The 25,557-nt window shown below is 45.3% G+C and carries 24 protein-coding genes and 1 riboswitch; of the genes, 7 read left to right on the forward strand and 17 right to left on the reverse strand.

All coding sequences use genetic code 11. The annotated features are described in order from the left end of the window. Window positions 1-91: 91 nt before the first annotated feature. The 6 genes from FD04_RS07185 to dnaG form a co-directional block, all read right to left on the reverse strand. Window positions 92-2,221, reverse strand: coding sequence for a DNA topoisomerase (locus tag FD04_RS07185; protein ID WP_056947959.1), 2,130 nt, complete (start codon window positions 2,219-2,221; stop codon window positions 92-94). A 151-nt stretch (window positions 2,222-2,372) separates the two neighbouring features. Next, window positions 2,373-3,608, reverse strand: coding sequence for a peptidase T (gene pepT / locus FD04_RS07190; protein WP_056947961.1), 1,236 nt, complete (start codon window positions 3,606-3,608; stop codon window positions 2,373-2,375). A 13-nt stretch (window positions 3,609-3,621) separates the two neighbouring features. After that, window positions 3,622-4,734 carry a Nif3-like dinuclear metal center hexameric protein gene (locus FD04_RS07195; protein ID WP_056947962.1) on the reverse strand — a complete coding sequence of 371 codons (1,113 nt, stop codon included), beginning with the start codon at window positions 4,732-4,734 and terminating at the stop codon, window positions 3,622-3,624. Continuing rightward, window positions 4,724-5,428: a tRNA (adenine(22)-N(1))-methyltransferase gene (locus FD04_RS07200; RefSeq protein WP_054700992.1), complete on the reverse strand. Its 705-nt coding sequence runs from the start codon at window positions 5,426-5,428 to the stop codon at window positions 4,724-4,726. The genes FD04_RS07195 and FD04_RS07200 overlap by 11 nt, the downstream gene beginning before the upstream one ends. A gap of 223 nt (window positions 5,429-5,651) precedes the next feature. After that, a complete protein-coding gene (gene rpoD / locus FD04_RS07205) occupies window positions 5,652-6,773 on the reverse strand; it encodes an RNA polymerase sigma factor RpoD (protein WP_056947964.1) in 1,122 nt (373 codons plus the stop codon). A gap of 11 nt (window positions 6,774-6,784) precedes the next feature. Continuing rightward, on the reverse strand, window positions 6,785-8,671 hold the full coding sequence (gene dnaG / locus FD04_RS07210) for a DNA primase (RefSeq protein ID WP_156660415.1): 1,887 nt from the start codon (window positions 8,669-8,671) through the stop codon (window positions 6,785-6,787). Window positions 8,672-8,892: 221 nt separating this feature from the next. On the opposite strand from dnaG, the gene FD04_RS07215 reads away from it, so the two are divergent. Continuing rightward, the gene (locus FD04_RS07215; protein ID WP_056947968.1) at window positions 8,893-9,141 is read left to right on the forward strand and encodes a hypothetical protein; all 249 of its coding nucleotides are present in this window, start codon (window positions 8,893-8,895) and stop codon (window positions 9,139-9,141) included. 54 nt (window positions 9,142-9,195) lie between these two features. Next, a complete protein-coding gene (locus FD04_RS07220; RefSeq protein ID WP_054700994.1) occupies window positions 9,196-9,822 on the forward strand; it encodes a carbonic anhydrase family protein in 627 nt (208 codons plus the stop codon). Window positions 9,823-9,990: 168 nt separating this feature from the next. Here FD04_RS07220 and FD04_RS07225 read toward each other — a convergent pair whose 3' ends face one another. From FD04_RS07225 to FD04_RS07270, 10 genes are all read right to left on the reverse strand, one after another. Continuing rightward, entirely contained in the window at window positions 9,991-11,013 is a 1,023-nt protein-coding gene (locus FD04_RS07225) for a GW dipeptide domain-containing protein (protein WP_054700995.1), read from the reverse strand. A 15-nt stretch (window positions 11,014-11,028) separates the two neighbouring features. Next, entirely contained in the window at window positions 11,029-12,033 is a 1,005-nt protein-coding gene (locus tag FD04_RS07230; protein WP_054700996.1) for a hypothetical protein, read from the reverse strand. Between the two features lie 184 nt (window positions 12,034-12,217). Then, a complete protein-coding gene (glyS, locus tag FD04_RS07235) occupies window positions 12,218-14,290 on the reverse strand; it encodes a glycine--tRNA ligase subunit beta (protein ID WP_056947970.1) in 2,073 nt (690 codons plus the stop codon). Then, a complete protein-coding gene (gene glyQ, locus FD04_RS07240) occupies window positions 14,290-15,216 on the reverse strand; it encodes a glycine--tRNA ligase subunit alpha (RefSeq protein ID WP_056947972.1) in 927 nt (308 codons plus the stop codon). The genes glyS and glyQ overlap by 1 nt, the downstream gene beginning before the upstream one ends. Before the next feature lie 280 nt (window positions 15,217-15,496). Further along, on the reverse strand, window positions 15,497-16,924 hold the full coding sequence (locus tag FD04_RS07245) for an MFS transporter (protein ID WP_056947974.1): 1,428 nt from the start codon (window positions 16,922-16,924) through the stop codon (window positions 15,497-15,499). A gap of 151 nt (window positions 16,925-17,075) precedes the next feature. Beyond that, entirely contained in the window at window positions 17,076-17,894 is an 819-nt protein-coding gene (recO, locus tag FD04_RS07250; RefSeq protein ID WP_082603164.1) for a DNA repair protein RecO, read from the reverse strand. 14 nt (window positions 17,895-17,908) lie between these two features. Continuing rightward, on the reverse strand, window positions 17,909-18,814 hold the full coding sequence (era, locus tag FD04_RS07255) for a GTPase Era (RefSeq protein ID WP_056947976.1): 906 nt from the start codon (window positions 18,812-18,814) through the stop codon (window positions 17,909-17,911). Window positions 18,815-18,826: 12 nt separating this feature from the next. Continuing rightward, a complete protein-coding gene (locus FD04_RS07260; RefSeq protein WP_054700999.1) occupies window positions 18,827-19,228 on the reverse strand; it encodes a diacylglycerol kinase family protein in 402 nt (133 codons plus the stop codon). Beyond that, window positions 19,212-19,697 (reverse strand): rRNA maturation RNase YbeY, encoded by a 486-nt coding sequence (ybeY, locus tag FD04_RS07265; protein WP_054701000.1) that lies wholly within the window; start codon window positions 19,695-19,697, stop codon window positions 19,212-19,214. Before ybeY ends, FD04_RS07260 begins: the two co-directional genes overlap by 17 nt. A 19-nt stretch (window positions 19,698-19,716) precedes the next feature. Continuing rightward, a complete protein-coding gene (locus FD04_RS07270; protein ID WP_056947979.1) occupies window positions 19,717-20,682 on the reverse strand; it encodes a PhoH family protein in 966 nt (321 codons plus the stop codon). Between the two features lie 181 nt (window positions 20,683-20,863). Between FD04_RS07270 and FD04_RS07275 the strand changes: the two genes are divergently transcribed. Continuing rightward, on the forward strand, window positions 20,864-21,625 hold the full coding sequence (locus FD04_RS07275; protein WP_056947981.1) for a flavodoxin family protein: 762 nt from the start codon (window positions 20,864-20,866) through the stop codon (window positions 21,623-21,625). Between the two features lie 42 nt (window positions 21,626-21,667). On the opposite strand, the gene thiE is transcribed toward FD04_RS07275, so the two are convergent. Continuing rightward, complete coding sequence (gene thiE / locus FD04_RS07280) at window positions 21,668-22,303, reverse strand: thiamine phosphate synthase (RefSeq protein WP_054701004.1); 636 nt, start codon at window positions 22,301-22,303, stop codon at window positions 21,668-21,670. 159 nt (window positions 22,304-22,462) lie between these two features. Beyond that, window positions 22,463-22,553, forward strand: a riboswitch (TPP riboswitch). Between the two features lie 116 nt (window positions 22,554-22,669). Between thiE and thiS the strand changes: the two genes are divergently transcribed. From thiS to FD04_RS07300, 4 genes are read left to right on the forward strand one after another with little or no spacing between them, the layout of a single operon-like run. Further along, the gene (thiS, locus tag FD04_RS07285; protein ID WP_054701006.1) at window positions 22,670-22,870 is read left to right on the forward strand and encodes a sulfur carrier protein ThiS; all 201 of its coding nucleotides are present in this window, start codon (window positions 22,670-22,672) and stop codon (window positions 22,868-22,870) included. An 8-nt stretch (window positions 22,871-22,878) separates the two neighbouring features. Further along, a complete protein-coding gene (gene thiF / locus FD04_RS07290; protein ID WP_054701009.1) occupies window positions 22,879-23,523 on the forward strand; it encodes a sulfur carrier protein ThiS adenylyltransferase ThiF in 645 nt (214 codons plus the stop codon). 9 nt (window positions 23,524-23,532) lie between these two features. Continuing rightward, window positions 23,533-24,318, forward strand: coding sequence for a thiazole synthase (locus tag FD04_RS07295; protein WP_054701011.1), 786 nt, complete (start codon window positions 23,533-23,535; stop codon window positions 24,316-24,318). Further along, window positions 24,315-25,550, forward strand: a complete 1,236-nt coding sequence (locus FD04_RS07300; protein WP_082603165.1) for a M20 family metallo-hydrolase — start codon at window positions 24,315-24,317, stop codon at window positions 25,548-25,550. Before FD04_RS07295 ends, FD04_RS07300 begins: the two co-directional genes overlap by 4 nt. The last annotated feature ends 7 nt before the right edge of the window (window positions 25,551-25,557 follow it).

Below are 25,557 nucleotides of genomic sequence, written 5' to 3' on the forward strand. Positions count from 1 at the left end.
ACTCAATCATCTCCAATTCGTTTAATGGTTTCATTTTAGCATACTACATGTCGCAAATAAAAATTATTTGACCTTTTTTGACCAAACTTATTTAACGGTATTTACGGCGTGAATGTGACGTTGATTTTGACCGCTTAGAAAAGACATCGTCAGCCGGTTTAAACCCCCAGAACTGATGACCACGATAAACCTGTTGGGCTAGTTTACCGTGAACTTGCATCGCTTTACCACGTTTCGTCTTAATTTCAAACTGAATTTCTTCCCCCGCTAATAATGACTTGACCTCAGTTGGCGTAAACTGGTGGCCACCCCAAACTTGATTAAAGTTCACCGTCTCACCACTACTGGTTTCACCACCGAACTTCGCTTTTTTAGGGTAGTGTTTGATCATTTTTTCGGGATCACCTACCACCGCAGTTAATTTTTCCGCGTTGGCAACCATCACGGGTAAATCATGGGTGACGGTCTGAGTAGCCGTTTTTAAAAGTTCTTCTGGCGGTAGTTCAAACTGACCAACTTGCTGCATTAAGTCCATTAACCGCTTGGTTGCATTGGTGCTACTGATAATGGTACCTTCCGTGAGAACGGCCGAAATCGTGCCGGTATTGGTCATACTCAACACACCTTTACGCTCTTTTAACAGTGCCGTAGTACCGACCGTAATCTGAGATAGGGTTGATACCCGTGTTGCCCCGGTGCCAATCTGGTGTTTTTGTAAATAATTCATTAACCACTTCATCGTGGGTTTGACCGGCTTTTTGTTCGCACCTTCAAAAATAAAGGGCGTCGCCGTTTTCCCCAAACGACCATTAACTTTTCCCTCAGCTTCGTCATCGCTGATTTGACGAGAACTATCAAATATTAATTTGTAATTTAAGGCAACTGGAACGTTAAAAGCGGTTTTAAAATCCCGGTAATCGGCCAATTCTGCTGTAACGTGGTTAAAAACATAGTCTTCACCAAGCATTGCTAAGTAGTTTTTAGCCACGACTTCATAGATGGCGGGACCGGACTTACCGTACTTGGCTAAGCTACCTAGCGAACTTGGTACCTTGGTTCCCGGTCGGTTGGCCCCGTGATCCACACTCCCAGTTGTGACGTGGGTAAACCGTGGCTGCTTGTGAGTCAGCAACGCCTGGTCAACACCAGCCACACTGGCAATTGCTGGTACCAATGGTAATAGCTGTTTGAATTGTGCTAATGAAATTTTACTATCATCCGTTCTCGGATAACTCACGATTTTGGCTTCATACATTTTTTGATAAGTTGAAAGTACCTCTTTGGCGTTATAACCCCTTGGCGCTAAAATCGAAGCCAAGTTTGACAGGTCAAGCAGCTTGGGTGGTGCCGAATGGCGTTTAGCCGTCTTAACATTCGTGATGGCACTTTCATGGTACTGTGTGAGTTCTTGTTTCGCCTGTTCCTGCTGCTGGTGGCGAATTACAGCGATGGCCGATTCATCCTTAACCTGACGCGCGAAGATGTGTTGGTATTGATCCTGAAATTTAACTTCGTAATACGGTTTGCGTTGATAATTTTTAATCGCCAGTAGCTGCTCATATACATGGCGCGCCATCAAAGACTTCAATCGTCCCTCGCGGACTACTTTAACCGGATAGCCAGCTTTTTTGGTCACGGTGGTGGCAATCCGTGTGAGCTGCATTGACAAAAAATCCCACTTGCTACGCGCATCAGCCTTCAAAAAGTCACCGTCTTGAAACTGATCTGGCAACGATTTGATTTGTTCGAACCCCGATCTAATCGAAGTTGCTTCTTCGTCAGCAAAATACAGCCGTTTAACCGGTTTTTGCCAGTTGATCGCATTGATAATTTCCCAAGCCAGCAATTCCCCTTCGCCAGACGGATCAACATCGGTGGCAATGACCAGTGCGGAACAATCCTTCACTGCTTTTTTTATCGCCGTAATGTCAGAACGACTCGACTTTTGACGACCGGTTCGCGGGTTTTTGGCGACGATTGGTTGTTTCTCCCAGCTAAAATCAGAAACGTCCCAGGGTAAGTGCTCTAGTTTCCATGACCGATAACGCGAGACTTTATCTTCTGAAACCTGCGCTTTGGGATCCACAAATTCCATTAAATGGCCATGGGAATGAACGATTTGGTAACTCTTTCCGGCGAAACTGCCGCTGGTGCCACCGAGCGCACTGGCAAAGTTCTTTGCAGCACTCGCTTTTTCACACAAAATGGCGTAATCCGTCATTTTCACTGCCTCCATTTTTGAGTTTAAATCACGTACAAACAACCGCGTTTGGGTATGAACCCTGTAATCTAAGACAGCCTGTCCCCTCATCATAAGGGAGCAGGCTGTCTTCTTCACACTCACTCGTAAAAAATTTTGTGAGTTGATCCACTTAATCAGTCACGTTCAATTCAATCATTTTTAAAATCACATCGGTTGCTTGTTGCATCGTCTGTTCTGAAACGTACTCAAACCGGCCATGCATATTTTCACCGCCCGCAAAGATGTTTGGCGTTGGTAACCCCAAAAACGAAATCTTGGAGCCATCTGTCCCACCACGCACTGGCGCAATATCCGGTTTGATACCAAGTTCAAGCATCGCTTGTTTCGCCAATTCAACAACACTCATATCTTTTTCAATCACTTCACGCATATTGTAATACTGGTCATTAACCGTTACGGTGACTGTCCCTGCGCCGTATTTCAGGTTGAGCCGATCACCGATGCCTTTAAACAGGTTTTTGCGTGCTTCAAACCGGGCCCGGTCATGGTCGCGAATAATGTAACCTAAATCAGCCGTATCGACGTCTCCAGTAATCTTATACAAGTGGAAAAAGCCTTGCCGGCCCTCAGTGTTTTCTGGCCGCTCTAATTCAGGTAATGCGTTGTGAAAATCAATCGCCACTTGGTTTGCATTAACCATGGTATCCTTTGCATCGCCAGGATGGACATTGGTGCCAGTAATGTGAACCCGGCCGTCTGCAGCGTTGAAGGTTTCGTATTCCAATTGACCAAGGGGACCGCCATCGACGGTGTAAGCAAAGTCTGCACCAAAGTCGGCAACGTCGAAGTGATCGGCACCGGTACCAATTTCTTCGTCCGGTCCTAGTCCAAACTTAATCGTCCCATGTTTAATTTCTGGGTGAGCCATCAAGTATTCAGCTGCCGTCACAATTTCAGCGACGCCAGACTTATCATCCGAGCCCAGAAGTGTCGTGCCATCCGTTGTGATCAACGTGTGACCCTTATACTTACGCAAGCTCGGAAAAATAGCTGGATCCAGTCGATATTGACCTGCAGCATCAAGGTTGATCACGGACTCACCGTCATAATCCGTCACAATTTGTGGGTTGACGTTTTGGGCATTGAAATCGGCTGTATCAACGTGTGAAATAAAACCAATCGTTGGCACATCTTTATCAACATTAGATGGCAACGTCGCAAAAACGTAGCCACTCGGCTGACTAACGTGAACATCCGTCAAGCCAATGCCTTTTAATTCTGCGGCTAAATCATTCAAAAACGCAACTTGGCTTTGTGTTGAAGGTGTCGTTGAACTGGTTTCGTCAGAACGGGTCTCAACTTTTACATACTTCAAAAAACGAGGAATCAATTGATCGTAAGTCATCTTAATCTTCCTTTCAAATAAACGTAAATGGGTCAGTATTTAAAGTCGACGCAACCACTTCGATTGGCCACTGGTATTGGGTCTGCCACTGGTTAAATAACGTGGTTAATTTCGGTTTACAGATACTTTCAATATGGTGGCCGGGATCAATCACTGGTAAGCCAGCGGCAATCATGTCATGACCAGTGTGGTAGTAGACATCGCCAGTTACATACACATCCGCGCCCTTTTGCTGCGCTAGTTTAAAGAATTTACCACCGTCACCGCCTAAGACGGCCACTTTTTTAACTTGTTGGTCTAAATCTTTGGCAATCACCCGCAAACCATCAACACCAAAAACCGTTTTACAATGTTTGGCGAACGCCATCACCGACATCGACTCGGGTAATTCGCCAATCCGGCCCATAGCAAATTGATGACCTGTGTTAGCCAGTGGTGTGACTTCTAAAGCCGGGTGACCACCAGGGTAAACTTCATTTACAGCTGCAGTGACCGCACTTAATTTGCTAGCGGGTACCCAAGCTGAAACACTCAGTTCTTCAACCCGATTGCGTTCACCAACTGGTCCGAGATCAGGATCTGCGCCCTGTAGAGGTGTGTACCAGGTGGTACCGTTCCACTCAAAACTTGCACCAGAATACCGCGTCATTTCACCAGCACCAGCACCGACCATGGCTAACCGAACTGCATCAGCGTAAATTGATTGGACATGGACGCTAAGTAAATAAGTGGGCTCACGAACACCAGCCACCAACCCAGTCGTTTGGGTCAACCCAAGGGCTTCAGCCAGCCAGTCATTCATACCACCTTCGGCACTGTCCAGATTAGTGTGGGCAGCGTAAACCGTGATGTGGTGTTGTAATAAATTGGCGTACATTTGATTTTGCGGATCACTCAAATCCAAGTTGCGAGCTGGATGAAACATCATGGGGTGGTGCGCGAAAATCAAATCGGCACCAACTGAAATAGCTTCTTCAACAACTTCTGGACGAACATCCAACGTAACTAATACTTTATTGACGTCAGCATCAAGTGACCCCAGTTGCAAACCGACTGGATCTTTCGGTTCTGCAATTGACTTGGGTGCAAATTGTTCGAAACGTTCAATCAAAGTCCTAACTTTCATCTAAAATGACCTCCTGGATCAATTGCTGTTGGGCTTGAAAGTCCGCAATTTTGGTTTGTGGTGCATGCTTGGCTTGCTGCATCGTTTTAATAACTTGACCGAGCCGTTGTGATTCTCGTTGCCACTTGGCTTTCAGAACCGGACTCTTCTCAGTCAACAGAAACGGCCCAAATTTAAGTTCATTATCAGTATATACCACCGTTTGAGCCACTGGATCGGCCACAATAATTTCATAAATATGACCATCTTCGGCCAAGATTCGTTCAGCAATAATCTGATATTGATTCGCTTGTAACCAACGTCGGACGTTGTCTTCACCCACGTTGGGCTGTAAGATTAAGCGTTCATGGTGATTAAGATGAACCTTGCCCTGCTCTAAAATCGTAGCGATCAAAGTGCCACCCATGCCGGCAATAGTGACCGTATCAATCTGATCTTCTGGTTTGATTGCCGCTAGTCCATCGGCTAGTCTGGCCGTGATCACTGCCGTTAAGCCTTCTAAACTAATTTCTTGCTCAGCGTTTTCAAATGGGCCTTTGACCACTTCACCGGCTATTGCATGGGTTAATTGACCAGCCTTGGCCAAATGAACTGGTAAATACGCGTGATCAGAACCAATATCAGCTAATCGTGCACCAGTTGGCACAAAATCAGCTACCGTCTGTAATCGCGCTGAAAGGTGGGTCCCGTTCATGTGCAAATTCACTCCTCGTTTTGTCGTACTACCATTATAGGCTAGAAATGGCCCTTGAAACAAGCGTCAGTCACTTTTTAAAACGACGTGAAAAACAACTAAAAGATGCCAAAAAAATAACGCCGTGTGTCAGATTGACTTCCACGGCGTTACAATTATTTGAAAGGATAAATAAGTTGAACTTGTTAACTTCCAGCTAGGCTCTAAACTTTCAATTGAAGGATTACTCCAAGAAATCCTTCAATTGCTTAGAACGTGATGGGTGACGGAGCTTACGAAGTGCTTTGGCTTCAATTTGGCGGATCCGTTCGCGGGTTACACCAAACACCTTACCCACTTCTTCCAAGGTCCGAGTCCGACCATCATCAAGGCCAAACCGTAACCGCAGCACGTTTTCTTCACGGTCAGTTAACGTATCGAGTACGCTTTCAAGCTGCTCTTTTAACAGTTCGTAAGCAGCGTGATCAGCTGGGCTGGTGGCATCGTCATCTTCAATAAAATCGCCTAAGTGAGAGTCGTCCTCTTCACCGATTGGGGTTTCCAATGAAACGGGTTCTTGCGCAATCTTTAAGATTTCACGAACCTTTTCAGTCGGCATATCCATTTCAGCACCAATTTCTTCGGGGGTTGGTTCACGACCTAAGTCTTGCAATAATTGACGTTGAATCCGAATCAACTTATTGATGGTTTCAACCATGTGAACTGGAATCCGAATCGTTCTGGCTTGATCAGCAATGGCCCGTGTAATGGCCTGACGAATCCACCACGTTGCATAAGTTGAGAACTTGAAACCCTTTCGGTAGTCAAACTTTTCAACGGCCTTCATCAGACCCATGTTACCTTCTTGAATCAAATCCAAGAATTGCATCCCGCGACCAACGTAACGCTTAGCAATAGAAACCACTAACCGCAAGTTAGCTTCTGCTAATTCTTGCTTAGCTTCTTCGTCGCCTTCCTCAATTCTAAGGGCTAACGCAACTTCTTCGTCAGCAGTCAGTAACTTGACCCGGCCAATTTCCTTCAGATACATCCGAACTGGGTCGTTAATCTTAACGCCAGAAGGTGCAGAAGTATCCTTCAGTTCAGCCTTACTAACTTTTTTAGCCGCTTTAACGGCACGGGTATCTGGATCACCATTTTCATCAACCACGCTGATGCCGGCATCTTCCACTTTTTCAAGCAGACTGTCCATCTTCTTGGCAGTTAAACCAAATGGTGACGCAATTTTGTCCGATAATTCATCATAAGTCACTTGTCCTTGTTTCTTATAATTTTTAACAAGTTCTTTCACTGCTTTATCGTAACCTTTTTGATCGAAAGTTTTGCTATCTGTTTCTTTTGCCATTGAATTGCCCCCTAAGGTTGTTTTTGAGCCTGTTTTTGCTGCATTAATTTAACGTATTCAATTGTTAACTGTCTCACGCGATCAGCATCACCCAATCGACTTGCTTCTTGAATCTCGGCTTGTTTTTGCTTCAGTTGTTCTTCTAATGGCGCCATGTTCATGATCAGTTGCAGATAATCTTCAACCTCACCGTCAGCGGTGACCTCGTTTAGCGACAGCGTTTCAAGCTCGATGACCAGATTTTGTAACTGATTGTCCGGCACTGAATCACTAAATTGGGCTGGTGAATAGGTTTGATGGGTTTCAAAATAAGTCTGGGCCAGTAAATAGATTCGCTGGTATCCTTCATCATGAAACTTAAACTCCGGCATTGACGTCACCTGCAGCCAAATATCGTGATCGTGTAACATTCGGAAAAGCAACGCGCGTTCCGCCTTTTCAACCTGGTTGAAGGGCCGTGCTTGACTGTGTTTTTGAACCGGATCAACACTAGGTTGCCCATAATCGACGGGTGGTGGCACTTGCTGACCGCCACTTGGTACCGATTGGACTGGCCGAATCATTGACAATTGTTGTCGCAAACTCGCCTTATCAAGTTGAAACGAATCCGCTAACTGCGTCAAATACACATCTTGTTCAACTGGTGAACGAACGGTCGCTAATAGTTTTAAAACGTCATCAAGATACTGCAAGCGACCGGTATCAGTCTTAACGTCATGCTGCGTTTTCAAATAACGCATCTCAAACGCAACTGGCGTTTCTTTTGCCGTTGACAAGGCACTGGCTAACTTTGCTTCACCATACTGTTGTCGGTATTCATCAGGATCCAAGCCCTCAGGCATTTGAATCACACCTAAACTCAACTGCGTATGTTCCCGCAAAATGGTAAGTGCTCGTTGTGTCGCTTTTTGACCAGGTACATCACCGTCATAACAAACGTAAACTTGCTTGGTGATTCGTGAAATCGCATAAATCTGCTCATCCGTTAAACTGGTTCCCATTGACGCCACGCCGTTATCGACACCAGCTTGGTGGGCTGACATCACGTCCATAAACCCTTCAAACAAGATGAGCTGACCAGCTTTGCGAACGGCCGTGCGCGCCAAATCGTAATTGAACAACACCCGCCGCTTGTTGAACAGTTCGGTCTCAGGGCTGTTCAAATACTTTGGCTGATCGTCAGCCTTTTTTAGCAGACGCCCAGAAAAAGCAATTTCTTGACCAGATTGGTTGCGGATCGGATACATGATGCGGTCCGAAAACCGGTCACGGAGATCACCAGCCTGGTTTTCAATGAAGAGACCTGAGTGTCTCAGGGTTTGATAATCAACCTGTCGCTCTTCAAAAAAGGGCTTTAAAATCTCTTGATTGGGTGCATAACCCAGTCCATAATCCTTAATCGTTTGATCAGTCAGCCCACGCTGGTGCAAGTAATCTAACGCTGGCTGTCCAATCTCGGTATTAAGTAAGATATGCGAATATAGCTTGGTGGCATCTTGATGGAGCTTGATCAGTTGGTTATTCGGTGACTTTGGGTCGCCGGCTGGTCCAGTTTGACCAACTTGTTTGACGATACTGTCATCAATCGTCACATGTGAGAAGTCAGCAACTTTCATAACGGCTTCTTGAAAACTCAAATTTTCAAGTTCCATCACAAACTTAAACACGTTGCCACCACGACCACAACTAAAACAATGGAAAATTTGCTTATCCTCAGTAACTGAAAAAGACGGCGTTCGCTCTTCGTGAAAAGGACAAAGTCCAAAAAAATTCTTCCCTTGTTTTTGTAATTGAACGTACTGACTAACGAAGTCCACGATATCAGTTGCATCGCGGACCTGTTCAATCACCGTTTCGGGTATTCTCGCCACTGGCGCAACCCCCTTCAAGTTAATCATCAAAAACGGTTACCATATCAATTGAGTTACCTTAACGCGACATCGTCAAACCAACGATTACATATCAGCTATCTTTCTTGTTTACGATGTACCGCGTACGTAGTTATATAATAGCAACTTTAATATATAGATGCAACTTTAACGATTTAATAAATTTGAGATTGACAAATGCGAACATACATTCGTATACTGACATCAGATAATCAAAGGGAGTTGATTTGATGACACAATATCTTAGCCTAACGGGCACGATTGAACATGTGCCCAAAGTTTTAAGACCATACCCACTTATGCTATACGTGAGCATCCGGCTTTCATCGGCCCAAACCGTTCACTGTTTGGTCACGCAGCACAGTCTGGATTTTTTATACCGGGCTCAACATCGATCGCGGATTGCCGTTTACGGTCATTACAATCAACGCCACCAATTTGTGATCAACAAATATTTAATCCAATCTAACGTCGCTTAGTGTGATATTCTGTGAACTAAACAGATGTAATCTGATTAGAAAGCAGGTGCAATCATGCTTAATTACCAACAACAAGACCAGTGGCAACCCACAGTGGGAAAACGACAGTCGCCAATTGATCTAAAGACAACGTCAACTCAGGTCAGTGGACCGTTAAATATTCAGCTAGCTTCTCACTACCAATTAACGCAGGTCACCGATGACCAAACAACCATCAAGGTTTTCGGTCAGGGTGATGTTGAGTTATTTGATCGCCATTACCAATTGAGTCAATGTCACTTTCATCATCCAGCTGAACACACGATTGATCAGCAGACTTACCCATTTGAGATTCACTTGGTGCACCAAACTGAAATTGGTCAGCTTTGTGTGGTGGCACTCATGGTTGAATTGGGTCAATTTGATCCTGTTCTACAAGAAATCATCGACCATTATCAACCAGCCGGTAAGCAAGACGTCTCATTACCAATTCAACAATGGTTACCGTCACGCCCCACGGGGTTTCATTACTTGGGTTCCCTAACTACCCCACCACTAACTGAAGGAGTGGAATGGCTAGTAATCACCAATCCCAACGTCCACATTAGCCCAGAACAGCTTAACTGGTTTCAACACACTTTTTTGCCCAACAACCGACTGCTTCAAAACGATAATCACCGATCAATTTTCTATCATATCTAACCGGTATTTTCACGGCTCGAACTGATTAACGTGACAAGCCGTCTCCAACCTTTAAAATTATGAAAGCATCCATGGCTTCTAAGCAATTAAGAAGTCATGGATGCTTTTGCTATCTGTTCAGATTCGGGTTGATTTTGAGCTAACACTCAGGTTCAGTGCAATCAAAATTTATTCACTATCTGCCCCAACTTGGTAGATTAAAGTTGATCCTGGGGTCGCATTACTAGCAGCCGTCCGATCTAAGAAACCGTTTGTTGGCACGCTACCATCAGCGTCCTTAGCATAATCGGAAACTGTGCCAGCGGGAATGGCTTGATAGTTAAACGTAGTCAACAAGTTCATTTGGGTGATGCCAGTACCAAATGGCACGATGGTCGTACCGACCAATTGTTTGGTGCCATAGTCAACAAAATTGACGGTCACGCCTGTTTTAGCTTTCGCACTTGGCAGCTTGGTGAGTGCACTAGCCTTAATATAGCCACTCACTTTAGCGTTGTTAAGATCTTGTACCCGCAACCAGCGGTCACCCTCACGCGTTCTAGTCATCGCATAAGTTGCAATAAAGGTGTCGTTAGCGTATGGCTGGGAGGTCGTTTTGTCCGGCTGTTCAACAACGGTAGTGCCCCAAGCAGGCGAAGCTGTATTGACTGGCGCGTTATAAATCAACCCAGTTCCATCCGTCGCAGACCCTGGCGTTGCTAACTGATAATAGCTGGCCTTTTCTTCTGCAGTCAATGGACTTGAAGTCCTGGTTTCAAACGCCGTGACACCACCTGCCGGCTGAGTGTGGGCTTTATCTTTGTATACGATTTGGCCAAACTGGGTTTGCGTTGTCTTACCGTTATAAATCCACCCAGTCGTTTTGCCATCTAATGACCGTACTTTAAGGTACATACTGTGTCGATTAGTAGTGGCGCTTCTAAGTACCATGAATGAATCCAGGCTGTTGGTTGAGGCCGCCAACGTCTTCAATTGATGGGTAGACTTAACTAACTTAGCCCCCTTCAAAGTACCAGCTTTGGAGTAAAGGGCGTTTTTGCCAGTAAAGTTAACGTAGTTAGCCGATACCTTTAATGACGATGAGATTTTGCTGACCTTGGCGTAACTTTTAGCTTGGGCTTGCGTCCCAAACGCCGTGACTGCTGCGATGACAATTGCAGCGGTTAAAGTTGTTTTAGCAACTGACTTCATGAGTATTCCCCCTAATTATCTTTTAATCACGTAATCCGTTAAAACATCGCCAGGTTTAGCCGTTTTAGTCCCAGGTTGTAGCCCAAAGACGTACGTGCCTTCATCGATAATATCGTACCCGGTTGGTTGTCCTTGGTAATCGTAAAATGTGGTACTCAAGTTCATGCTATCTTGCCCCGATGTTGGGTGATATGGCACGATGACACTACCAACCACTTGCTTTGTTTTATAGTCCACGTAGTTGATTGTAACGCCAGTCTTAGCCGTGGCAGGTGCCATCTGCTTAAGACCATCCTCTTTAATGTAACCGGCAATTCGATTGTTGTTCAAATCAGTCACTGATAACCAGCGACCACCCTGACGCGTTGGAATCGTCGCCCGGTTGATCACAAAGACATCGTTGGCATAAGCAGATGAGTCAGTTTTATTCGGCATGTTCACGTTGACACCACCGAACTCTAATGGGCTAACATCAAACGGAATTGAATAAATCTTAGCCGTTCCATCCGTTGCAGTCCCGGGATTGGCCAATTGATAAAAACTGGTTTTTTCAGTCTGCGTCAACGTATCATCCTTTAGCGTCCGATACATCTCGATACCACCCGCGGGATTGGTCAAGGCTTTGTCTTTATATCGAGCATACGCCAACGAATAATCAGTCGTTTTGCCAGCGTAGATCCAGCCTGTTACCTGATTATCAAATGAACGAACCTTAACATAGACGCTGTTACGATTAGTCGTCGCCGTTCGTAACCACATAAACGAATCCAATCCCCGTGTTGAATTGGCGTAATCGAGTAGTTGGGCCTTAGTTTTGACCAACTTAGCTCCCTTCATCGTACCGGCCTTCGTGTACAGCGCGTTTTTACCCGTGAAGGTAACGTAGCTACTCGAAACCTTAAGTGAATAGGTGATTTTTTTGACCTTAGCGTAGGTCTTAGCTTGCGCAGTCACTGACGAAACTAACAAAACGCCAGTAGCTGCAACCCCCAAAACAAGACTCTTTGCGATTTTTCCCAATGTAAACGCCTCCCAGCATTATCTTGCCCTAATCATACCATGTGAGAGAGACCGAAAAAGTTAAGAAAATACCAAAAAACCAGCTAGAGCCTCCGCCGCTCGTAGCTGGTAATTGTTTACAGTTTCATTAATAGCACACTAACATTATATCACTTTGAATTTGCTTGTCGAGTTAACAACTTCGTTACTTAACAATCAACTGGTTTAAGTCACCGAGACGCAAAATCAGGTTAGCCAATTGCGTCAGCTGACTGAGCCGGTTATTTTTGATTGCGTCGTCTTTGTCCATCACCATAGTAGCTTCAAAGTAGTCATTAATAACTGGCTTCAAATCGGCCAATGCGGTGTAATAACTTGGCATATCCAAGCCGGCTGCCTCAGAGGCAACTTGATTAACTGCAGCGTAGAGTTTAGGTTCGGAGTCATTGTTAAACAGGCTTGGATCAACGTCAGATACCTGATCTGGATCGGCTTTTTGAGCGAGACGAAGCACCCGGTTTAACGCTTCGATAGTTGGCTTGAAGTCATCGTCTTGCTCATGATCAGTTAAGACCTTTGCCACAACGAAATCATCGAGTAAATCAGTATTAGGGCCTTCAATCACAGCGTCCACAATATCATGCTTAACTTTCTCACCAAGTAAAATGACTTTGACCCGGTCCTTCAAGAAAGCACCCACGGCACTGATTTGCGCGGCCTGATCCAAATCTGGTGCCACTTGAGCCTTGGTTTCCGCAGCCAATGCCGCTTCAACGAGTGGGCGATCAAAATGCCAGTTGTTAGCGCGAATAATTCTCACGATACCAGTTGCCTGACGGCGAAGGGCATAGGGATCATTTGAACCACTTGGCACCATACCAGCCGCAAAGAAGGTCAAAATACTATCTAACTTGTCTGCGAGGGCTAACACCGCACCAACAGCTGAGGCTGGCAAGTCGCCATCCGCTGAAATTGGCATGTAGTGTTCACGAACGGCTTGGGCAACCGCTGCGTTTTCACCGTTTAGCAGAGCGTATTTTTCACCCATCACGCCTTGTAACTCAGCAAATTCACCCACCATGCCGGTGACCAAATCAAACTTATAAATATGAGCGGCGCGAACCACATCGGTCACTTGAGTTTCGGTGAGGCCTAAGGTATGGCCTAATTGACCGGCAATGGCTGCCACACGTTGCATTTTTTCATACATGGTACTGATCTTGTCATGGAAACTGACATTCTTCAATCGATCAACGTAATCGTCAATGGTCTGTTTTTGATCCTCTTGGTAGAAGAACATCGCGTCAGACAACCGAGCAGCCAGCACTTTTTCGTTACCGGCAATCACGTTTTCGATGTGGTTTTCATTACCATTACGGACCGAGATAAAGTGTGGTAACAACTTCCCGTTTTCGTCGAGTACGTAGAAGAAGCGTTGGTGGTCACGCATTGAAGTAATCAGCACTTCATCTGGAATGGCAAGGTACTTTTCATCAAAGCCACCAGTAAAGGCAGTTGGCCACTCAACTAGGTTAGTGACCTCTTCAAGCAAGTCTTCGTTAATTTTGACAGTCCAGTGATGGCTTTCAGCAATCCGGTCGATTTGAGTGCGAATCTCGGCTTTACGCTTGGCGGCATCGGCAATCACAAACTCACTTGTCAAAGCGGCCTCATAATCAGTTGCATTGTTCAGCGTGATGGCCTTGCCCAAGAACCGATGGCCACGGGTTTCACGATCGGTAGCAACGTCTAGAATTTCAAATGGAATCACTTCGTCATCTAACAGGGCCACCAACCATTTAATTGGTCGAATGTATTCGAAGTGGTAACTGCCCCATTTCATCATCGTTGGGAAAGTCATCCCTGTGATGACGTCTTTAAGTCCGGCTAGCACGCTTTGAACCGGTTGACCCGCAATGTGCTTTTCAACGTAGACGTATTCGGTGCCCTTTAATTCCTTGAAGGTAATGTCGTCAACGGTAACACCTTGTCCCCGGGTGAAACCAATCGCAGCCTTTGACCAGTTACCTTCTTGATCCAAGGCAATTTTTTTGGCCGGACCCTTCACTTCTTCATCAATATCAGGCTGCTTTTCAGCCAAACCAGTGAGTTGAATGGCCAACCGTCTTGGTGTTGAAAACGCCTTGATATCATCAAAGTTAATTCGTTGTTCCTTTAAATACTTTTTGGTTTTTTGAACCAGTTGCTTAATGCTTGGCGTCACAACGTGCGCTGGCATTTCTTCCAATCCGATTTCGAGTAAAAAGGTGTGTGCCATTATTTCTCGTCCTCCCCGTCTGCTAATAATGCCTGACGTTTGGCTTCATCCTTGATCAATGGGAAACCAAACTTTTTACGTTCAGCGACAAAAGCCCGTGCAATACTACGTGCCATGTTTCGAATTCGCGACAAGTAGCCTGCACGTTCAGTAACCGAAACTGCGCCTCTGGCATCCAACAGGTTAAAGGTGTGTGAACACTTCAAGACGTAGTCGTAAGCTGGGTGAACCAGACCATTGGCAATTTGCTTCTTAGCTTCGGCTTCATAATCATCAAACATGTGGAGCAACATCTCTTGATTGCTCTTTTCAAAAGAATAAGTTGAATGCTCAATTTCGGGTTCACGGAAAATATCACCGTACAACACGCCGTCACCCCATTCAAGGTCAAACACATTGTCAACATCTTGAATGTATGATGCTAACCGTTCGAGTCCGTAGGTAATTTCTGAAGTGACAGGATCAACTTCGAGACCACCGACGATTTGGAAGTAGGTAAACTGCGTAATTTCCATACCATCTAGCCAAACTTCCCAACCAACACCAGCACAACCCATGGATGGGTTCTCCCAGTTGTCTTCAACGAACCGAATATCGTGTTCCAAAGGATCGATACCAAGTTCTTTGAGACTGTTCAAGTAGAGTTCTTGGATATTTTCTGGAGATGGTTTCATCACGACCTGAAATTGATGGTGTTGATAGAGTCGGTTAGGGTTTTCAGCGTAACGACCATCAGCAGGACGTCGTGACGGTTCCACATAGGCAGCATGCCATGGTTCTGGCCCGATTGCACGTAAGAAGGTGTATGGACTCATGGTCCCAGCACCCTTTTCCGTGTCATAAGCTTGCATTAACATGCAGCCCTGTGCGGACCAATATTGTTGCAAGGTCAAAATAATTTGTTGCATTGACAATTTCTTGGTCATAAACCAAAATCCTCCTAAAGTGTGATGCTGGCGATGGCTGGACACAAAAAACGCCCCAATGTAGTCTGGTAGACGTACATAGGGACGAAAATATTTTCGCGGTTCCACCCTACTTCTGGGTGACCCCAGCAGCTTCGTTTGATTCAGCTCCAAAAGTGCCAATTAATTGCGAGTTGCTTCGGCTCACACCAAACCCGAAGTCGCTGTTCTTCTTGCAATTAACCCTCTCTTGTCATCGCCAATCACTATTTAATTCTTAACTATTCTAAGCGTCTCGTCATTAATTGTCAAACGGCTGCGTTGCCAGATTGCCCTGTCGTAGAGACATCACAATTGCAATTAAAATTAAACCGAATGAGAATGTGAACGCAACGTGCATGCCGGTAATAAATAATTGTGGCTCGGCCGGCAGATAGGTCGTGACCTTGTGATGAGCTAAAACACTCATGACCCCAAATAGCAGCGAAGTTGACAGTGCGGTGCCAGAAACCATCCCGATATTACGCGCAAGTGCGTTGATACTACCGGCACTTCCAAGTTGGTCTCGACTAACCACTGACATAACAACATCACTATTGGGCGATTGAAAAAGACCCGTACCAACGGCCATTACAACTGTAACTACACCATATACCAAGAGTGAACTTGTGCTGGTCATCAGCCAATAGCCGAGTTGCGAGAGTGCGACCAAACTTAGCCCTAGCGTTGCAATTTTAGCCGGTTGGTACCGATCAGCTAGGACACCGCCAATTGGTCCGATAATCATCATCACGATTGGAAAAATCACTAACAAACCACCCGCTTGTCCAGCCGATAAACCGCGAACGTCCTCCAAGTAAAACGGCAGCAAAATCACCGTAAAAAAATTGGCGATAAAAATCAGGACCGCTGCGCCGATGCCATAGGAAAAGGGCTTGATCTTAAAAATGCTAAGCGGCAGTAATGGTGCTTCAAACCGTTTTTCCACGTGGATAAAATTGATCAGGGCAATGCCCGCAATCACATACCCAACACCTGGCAACGGTGCAATATAGCCCACCTCTTGACCCCAAAAAATAGCCAAAAAGAAGCTGACAATCATGGTAGCAAACGAAACGAAGCCAAACCAATCAATTGGCTGATGCATTGCTGTCGGCACTGATTTTGGTAGGACAAATTGACCTAAGATGATCGCCGCAATCCCCAATGGCACGTTGATCCAAAAAATATAGCCCCAACTCAGATGCGACAAAACCAGCCCGCCAATTCCTGGTCCAGCTACCGCACCAAACGCAACAAAGGTCCCAATCAACCCCATCGCTTTGCCACGTTGGTTAACCGCAAAAGTTGCCGTTGTAATGCCGTAAGTATTTGAAAGGGTCATCGCGGCCCCAATTGCTTGAACCACTCTGGCCACGAGTAAAAAGTTGAAGGTCCACTGCAGCCCAGCAAGAAAAGAGCCCAAAACAAACACAACGGTACCGAGCCGAAAAACGTTAATTTTACCGTATAAGTCCCCCAACTTACCAAATAATAGTAGTAACGCGCTCAGCACGATTAGGTAGGTGGAAACCACCCATTCAATCTGGTTCATCGGTAGACTCATTTGTCGCGCCATCACCGGCATTGCGATATTGACAATTGAAGCATCTAAATTCGACATAAAAGCAAAAATCCCAATTGAAATCAAAATCCACCAACGACGAGTTTGATCCCCAGTCACTGCCATTTTCACCAGCTCCTCTAAGCCTTAAATTGATGGCCTGATTATAGCTGATTAAATCTAAAAATGCTGACATGTAGTTTAGTAAATCATAAATTAGTTTCGGACAAAAAACGCATCATCTGTCAAAATTGACCGATGATGCGTTTTTTAAGCATTAATCTTGCTGATTTTGAGGTGGCTGCTTGGTTTCATCTTGACGATTGGGTTGTTCAAACCCAGTCTGCCACTGCATCATCTGGTCCAAGAATCGCTTACTGCGCGGATACACGCCAATCATATCAGCGTATATCACGTCCAGCGCCTGCCGTAAGTGTTGCTTAGTTTCTTCGCGGACACTGATGGTCTTTAACTTCGTCAAATCAACGGCAGAAAACTGGCGAAGATAAAAAATCGTGCGTTGATCCAATTTTAAGCGATTGGGATCCAAGTGCCAATGTTGCTGGCAGAGTAAGCCACCGTACGATTCTGAAAAATCAAACGCTAAGTCAGTTCGACCGCAAACCACACACTGGCGTAAATTCGGCTCAACCCCAAATAACGCCATGATTTGAACTTCAAAAATATTAGCGATGATGGCTTCATCCAATCCATCGTTAATCAACTTTAAACCGTAAAATAACCGCCGATACCAGCCACCCAATAATTGATTATCCGGGATTGCCATATCAAGTAGGGACATCATGTAGGTCGCATACGCGTTCTTGGCAATATCTTGACTGATCACAGTAAAGTTTTCAGTTTCCTTAGCCGCATTGATGAACGACAAGCCAGGTTCTCGGATATCACCCACGTATTCGCCATGGGTAAACGGCATGAGATCAGCCGTCATTTTGAAACCACGTTTTTTAGCGCCACGAATAAAAAACATCCGTTTTCCAGCCTCTGCCGTAAAAAATTTAACCAATAGATCCCGTTCCCGATACGCTTTTTGGTACATGACAATGCCATGAAAATCCATCAATTGTCCAGCCATGAGCTCACCGCATTCTAATAATCGTCCTTACGATACCCGTATGATTGCAAGGCTGACGACTTATCACGCCAACCAGGTACAACTTTCACCCAGAGTTCCAAGTAAACTTTATCGCCTAACAAGCGTTCAATGTCTTGACGGGCTAGCGTCCCGATCTTTTTGAGCATTGAGCCACCCTTACCAATCAAAATGCCCTTTTGAGTTGGTCGTTCAACAACGATGGTCGCTTGAATATGAATTTTTTGTTCATCCTGACGACTCATCTTATCAATGACAACCGCCACTGAATGTGGAATTTCTTGACGAGTCAATTGTAAAATCTTTTCACGAATCAGCTCGGAGACCACAAACCGTTCCGGATGATCAGTCACTTGATCTTCTGGATAATATTGAGGCCCCTGTGGCAATTTCTCAACGATTTCGTTAAGTAATTCGTCCACGTTATTACCTTCTAATGCCGAAATTGGAATGACCTCTTGCCATGGGAGTGCTTCTTTATATTGTTGAATGATGACCAGCAGATCATCTGGGTGGATTTGGTCAATCTTGTTAATGATCAAATACACCGGTTTTTTAACTGACTTTAACCGGTCAATGATGAAATTATCACCAGCGCCCCGCATTTGTTCAGCGTTGACCATCATTAAGACCGCATCCACCTCATTGAGAGATGAGAGTGCTGACTTAACCATAAAATCACCTAATTGACTCTTCGGTTTATGAATACCCGGTGTATCAATAAAGACAATTTGGGCTTCGTCGGTGGTGTAGATGCCTTGAATCTTGTTCCGAGTCGTTTGAGCCTTATCTGACATGATGGCTACTTTTTGGCCCACCACCCGATTTAACAGTGTCGATTTACCAACGTTTGGTCGACCGACAATAGCAACGAACCCGCTACGGTAATTTGGATTATCCAATGATTGTGCCTCCTAAAAGTTAAGCTTAAATTGTTGCAAGAGTTCCGGAATAAATATCAAACAGCCAATGATGACCGCAAATAACGCGGCAATCAAAACACCACCGGCCGCTACGTCTTTGGCTTTTTTGGCAGCGGCATCAAAGTGGCGACCAACGATTAGATCCACGATGGCTTCTACCACGGTGTTTAGTACTTCTGCGACGACCACCACAAAAATGGCCAGTGTGACCCACAGCCATTCGTTAACGTCTAAGTGAAGCCAGACACCTAACAAAACGGCAATGATCGCCATCACGATGTGTTTCCGGAAGTTTCGTTCAGTAGAAATCAAACTGTAGACACCGATAAAGGCGTGTTTGAATGATTGCCAAAACGATTTATTTTTATTGATTTGTTTATCGTGTAAGCCCATAGTCGTCCAAAATATCCCTTTGTAGTTTGAACATCACTTTTTCGTCCTCTGGCTGCATGTGATCATACCCGTTTAAGTGTAGGAATCCATGAACCACCAAAAAACCGAGTTCACGTTCATATGAATGTTCCAAGTACTCAGCCTGTTCACCAACTTTATCGACCGATACAAAAATGTCGCCGATGTTTTCTGGAATTTCGTCAGCGAGTTCATCATCGAGAACAATCGGAAATTCGTCGTCTTCGGCACTGTCTTCGATTGCAAAGCTGATTACATCGGTTGCCCGGTCAACGCCACGATATTCCCGATTAATTTCTTGAATCCGGTCGTTATTAACAAAGGTAACCGACATTTCGGTGTTTTCCTTCAATTTGATGTACTTCCCCGCGTATTCCAGTACGTTTTGAACCAGTTTGACGTGTTCTTCTGGCACGCCATTTTGAGTTTCGTCATAAATTTCTAAATCCATAATTTTCTCGATTCCTTGCTTATTTTTCGACTTTTTCGTACGCGTTAATGATTGCTGCCACAACCGGGTGTCGAACCACGTCGTCGGCAGTAAATGTCACGAAATTAATGTGATTGACATCCTTTAAGATTCCCATCGCTTGGACTAAGCCACTTTGACTGTGTCGTGGTAAATCAATCTGGGTCACGTCACCATTGACAATCATCTTTGAGCCAAAGCCCAAGCGGGTCAAAAACATCTTCATTTGCGCATTGGTGGTATTTTGGGCTTCATCCAGAATAACAAATGCACCGTCTAACGTCCGGCCACGCATATAGGCTAACGGCGCAATCTCAATCACACCACGTTCCATTAAGCGGTTAGTATGTTCCGCACCTAAAATGGCGTACAAGGCGTCATAAATTGGCCGTAAATAAGGATCAACCTTATCCTTTAAATCACCAGGTAAAAAGCCTAGGCTCTCACCAGCTTCAACTGCCGGACGAGTCAGAATAATTTTTTCGACATCGCCACGCTTTAATGCGGCGATTGCCATCACCACCGCAAGATAGGTTTTCCCAGTCCCAGCCGGGCCAACGCCAAAGGTCACATCACTGTGCTTAATCGCATCAACATACTGACGTTGACCGTAGTTTTTAACTCGAACTGCCCGACCCTTAGCATCCTTAATTAAGGTCTCAGTGTATAAGTCTAAGAAGTAATCTAGTGTACCGCGATCAGCCATCTTCATGGCGCTTACCACGTCCGCACTGTTCAATTGAATCCCTTCTTGGACAAGTTTATCCATGTTTTTTAAAATGGCCATGGCTTTTTGAACTTGAAATGGTTCACCAGACACCTTGATTGAATTGCCAAACGGTCGTACGGATACAGATAAGCCTTCTTCTAATAAGGAAACAAATTGATCCTGGACACCTAAAATGGCAACCTCTTGTTCAGGGTTAGCCAAGATATATTCTTTTTCAGTTTGTGTGTTGTCAGCCAATAATCATTGACTCCTTTACTTTAAAATAGTCTTCCATCAAATATTATACGACAAACGTTCCAGAAAAGCTTGTGCCTATCATTTGAGATCGTTGTTTATCACTTATCACTGGATAATCCAGTTCTTGCAGCAAACGCAATGAGATGCGTTATAATTATTCTAAATAGGAGGTCGACTTATTGTGAAAATACTTGGTATTCTTGGGGGACACAAGCGTGACGGTTTGACCGCACAAATGCTAACAAACGTTCTAAGTGGCGTCTCTGACCCCCATACCACCGAAACGATTTATTTAGAAGATTTTCAGTTTCATCCGGATCTTCCGGGTCACCGTGACCCAGTACTGGATCAATTAACGGTTAAGCTACTAGAAAGTGACGTCTGGGTGCTCGCTGCCCCAACTTATTGGGGAGGTTTGGCTGGCCAAATGAAGGATTTTTTAGACTGCATGCGTGGTCGCTTAGTTCGGTTTGACCATAACGGCGGTACTCACCCGGATCGATTTAAAGACAAACACTACTTAAGTATCACGAGTTGTTACGCCGGCACCGTGGAAAATTTTTTGACTGGCGTAACGGATGCCAGTTTTCGAACGATTGATAAAATCATGTCAGCTGCTGGTTTAATCAAAATTAACGAATTGGTGCTACCAGGTACGTTGAAAATGACAACGTTGCCTAAATCTAAACAACAGCTTTGCACTCACTGGGGCCAGAAGCTGACTACCAAAACGAAACGAGATGATAATACTGTGAAACGCTATATCGAACTTTTTTGTATGGTCGCCGTCATGGCATTGATTACGATGGGGGTGCAACTGCTACTTCACCTCATCCCAATTGGCCAGTTCTGGTCGATTTACGCAACTTTCGTTATCATCTTTTTTGTCTTGCTTGCAAGTATTTTGCATTTCTTTACAGTCGTCAAACATCGACGCCGTTAAAGACTATTGTATATAGCAATTAATTTTATTGTATTATACAAATCATTGCTTAATAACGCTTAAAATCTGCTGTCGCAATTGTGCGGCAGCTTTTTTGGGTTCACTCGCCTTCATAATAGCCGATACCACAGCAACGCCCGCGACCTGAGCTGGTTTAATTGCTGCCACGTTGTGCTGATTTAACCCACCAATGGCAAAAACCGGAACGTTAACGTTGTGCCGAATTGCCGTCAGTGTTTCAACACTGGTGGCCACCGTTTTAACGTGGGTCGTTGTGGGAAAGATTGCACCAACACCCAAATAGTCAGCGCCCTGCTCAACCGCACTGACAGCCTGTTGAACAGTTTTAGTCGTGGCACCAATCAACTTAGTTGGTCCCAAGAGTTTGCGGGCGGTGGTAACATCTAAGTCTTCTTCTCCGAGATGAACACCAGCTGCATCAACTGCCATGGCAATATCCAATCGGTCATCAATGATCAGCGGTACTTGGTACTGATCCGTAAGCTGTTTAACCTTTTGGGCACGACTGTAATACTGTTTTGATGTAACGGCCTTTTCTCTGAGTTGAAGTAAATCTACGCCACCAGCTAAAGCAGCCTCTATCTTGACTAAGAATTCAGCCTCCGTTAAATTAAGCGAATCAGTCACAAGGTATAAGGGATGATCAAAAAGCATCATGGTTGGCCTCCAAGTTACGATTTATTTGGTGGTCACTAGTTTAACGAAGCTGCACGGCTTTGTCCATTTTAATTTGAAAGTAATTTCGCTTGACTTACACAATGAATTCGCTTATAAATATAACGTTGAGTCACCTGACTCACTCAAAATTTAATCACGTTAGTTCGTCTGGGGTGCCCTTTTGGCTGAGATTAAACCCATCGAACCTGATGTAGTTTGTACTACCGAAGGAAGACCGACTTTAACCATGATGTATTCATCTTGCCACGTTTCAAGAACAGTGACTCAGTCATTGTTTTGATGACCACGCAAAAATGACCCATCGCCAGTCCCTTCCTCGGTTACAAACCAGAAAGGGGCTTTTTTATGGTCATTGTTAACGGAGAACCAACACAAGTCACTGACGGCCAAACCATTTTAGCATTTTTGACGGCACGACAGACGCCGGTAGAAAACATCGTTGTCGAACGGAATGGCGAAATTGTCCGTCGAGTCGATTATGACACTACTTACATTGACCCCAACGACAACTTGGAATTAATTTCCTTTGTTGGCGGCGGTCGTTAGGAGAGTATATGCAACCAACCATCCAAGGCATGCCGATCTCAACGGTTTTTGACGGCATGAAAACCCGTAACGTTCAAGATTCCACGACCAAACTTGCTTCCGCTCACGTCACGATTGCGGGCGCAGGTGGGTTGGGCTCAAACATTGCAATTGCCCTTGCCCGAATTGGGGTTGGTCACCTGACCCTGATTGATTTTGATCAAGTTGAATTAAGTAATCTCAACCGACAACAGTTTAAACTGAGTCAAGTCGGCATGGATAAAGTCACGGCACTCAAACAAAATCTGCAAGAATTTAACCCCTTCGTCACCATTGACACTGCAATTACGAAAATTGATCACGATAACGTCGCCAGTTTATTTGCGGACGCCGACATCATCTGCGAAGCGTTTGATGATCCTACAGCCAAAGCCATGCTGTTGGATGCTGCCAGTGAGTATTTTCCAAATAAACCACTAGTCATGGCAACTGGTATGGCTGGTGTTCACAGTTCCAATAGCATCGTCACGAAGCAAGTCCGCCCCAATCTCTACATTGCTGGAGACGGTACATCAACTGGTGCTGAAGGCCTTATGGCACCACGGGTTATGATTGCCGCCGGTCACGAAGCAAACATGATTGTGAGACTCATTTTAGATCACCCCACTGTTTAGGAGGTTACTATGACAACGACACCAACTGATTTATTAACCATTGCGGATCACACCTTTACTTCCCGTTTTATCCTAGGGTCTGGCAAGTACTCATACGACCTGATTGATTCCGCCATCCACCAAGCCAAAGCCCAAATCATTACCATGGCGCTGCGTCGAACTTCGGATACTGAAGAAAACATCCTGGACTTTATCCCGGAAGGTATTACCATTTTGCCGAACACCTCGGGCGCAACGAACGCTCAAGAGGCAATTCGAACTGCCCGGCTGGCTCGTGAATTGAGTGGCAGCGACTTTATTAAGCTCGAAGTTGTACCTGATAAAAAGTACCTCATGCCAGATAACGACGAAACCGTCAAAGCCACTGAAGTACTTGCCAATGAAGGTTTCATTGTGATGCCCTACGTTTTACCAGACCTCAACATCGCCAAACGGCTGGTTAATGCCGGCGCTGCCACGGTCATGCCGTTAGCCGCGCCAATTGGTACGAACAAAGGTCTCGCCGCCAAGGATCTCATTCAGATTTTAATCGACGAAATTTCTGTGCCGGTGATTATTGATGCCGGTATTGGCCGCCCTAGCCAAGCTGCTGAAGCAATGGAAATGGGCGCCGACGCGATTATGGCGAATACGTCAATGGCTACCGCAGAAAACATTCCGTTGATGGCAGAAGCCTTTCGATTAGGAGTCGAAGCCGGTCGTAAAGCGTTCTTAGCCGGTCCTGGTCGGGTCATTGAACACGGTGCAGTGGCATCTTCACCCCTCACCGGCTTGAGTCAGTCTAGCCACAAATGACCCATTTGGACGTCTCAAATCAATTCCAGTTTTGGCGCTGGCTAAACCAAATCAACGCCCGCTCAACTCAACCTGACCGGCCTGGCCAAACCCGACTGGTCTACTCACCATCGTGGTTTGCGGCTCAACAGGCACTGATTGATTTTGGCACTGCTGCCGACTTGGTTACATGTGTGGATGATATTGGTAACGTCTATCTTGATTATCCTGGTACCGACAACCAGGTGATTGCTACTGGTTCTCATATGGATACCGTGGTGAACGGCGGTCAGTTTGACGGATTATACGGTATTCTTGGTGGCCTTCAGGCAATTATGAATTTGAAACAACGCTTTGGTCGTCCCAGACACACCTTGCGGTTAATTGCCTTTAGTGAAGAGGAAGGCAGTCGGTTTAACGCCACCTTTACGGGCTCAAAGTACTACGTCAGACAAGAAATGCCACCCACCATACTCACCGATATCAATCGGATTGATTTTTCAACCGCGCGTCAGCAAGCAGTTAAACAGCTTTTAAAATTACCTGAAGTCCAGCATTTCCAGCCCAATTTACCCACAAGTTTCACAGAACTGCACATCGAACAAGGACCAAGGTTAATGACGCAACACGCTACCATTGGACTGGTATGCGGCATTGTCGGCCAAAGACGGTATTCAGTAGACGTCATTGGAGCAACCAACCATGCTGGCACTACGCCAATGCACTTGCGACACGACGCCCTTCAGTCCGCCATAACGCTGATCACCAAACTTCGTTTAGCCGCAAAGGCCCTCGATTCTGAGCTCACTTTTACAGTCGGCCAACTATCAGTTAGCCCTAACGTTGCAAATGTTATTCCTGGTCGGGTGACATTCAGTATCGATATTCGTCATGATCAGTCTTCAATTCTGACTCAGTTTGAGCAGCAACTGCACACGCTTATCACTGAACGACCTGACAAGGCAATCAAATGTCACGTCCAACAGTGGGTTAACGACTTACCGGTGAAGCTGGACGCCAGACTATTAACCATGAATCGTCAAATAACCCAAGACCTTGGGTATCCAACAACAACATTGGTATCTGGCGCAGGTCATGACAGTTATATTTTAAGCCAGGCCGTACCAACAACCATGCTGTTTGTCCCCAGTGTCGGCGGTATCAGTCACGCACCGAACGAACAGACTAATCCAGCCGATTTGGCTGCTGGCATTGACGTTTTAACAGAAAGTCTACGTCGCCAAGCTTATTAAACCCGCT

This window comes from Secundilactobacillus odoratitofui DSM 19909 = JCM 15043 (assembly GCF_001434895.1).
Taxonomy (GTDB): domain Bacteria; phylum Bacillota; class Bacilli; order Lactobacillales; family Lactobacillaceae; genus Secundilactobacillus; species Secundilactobacillus odoratitofui.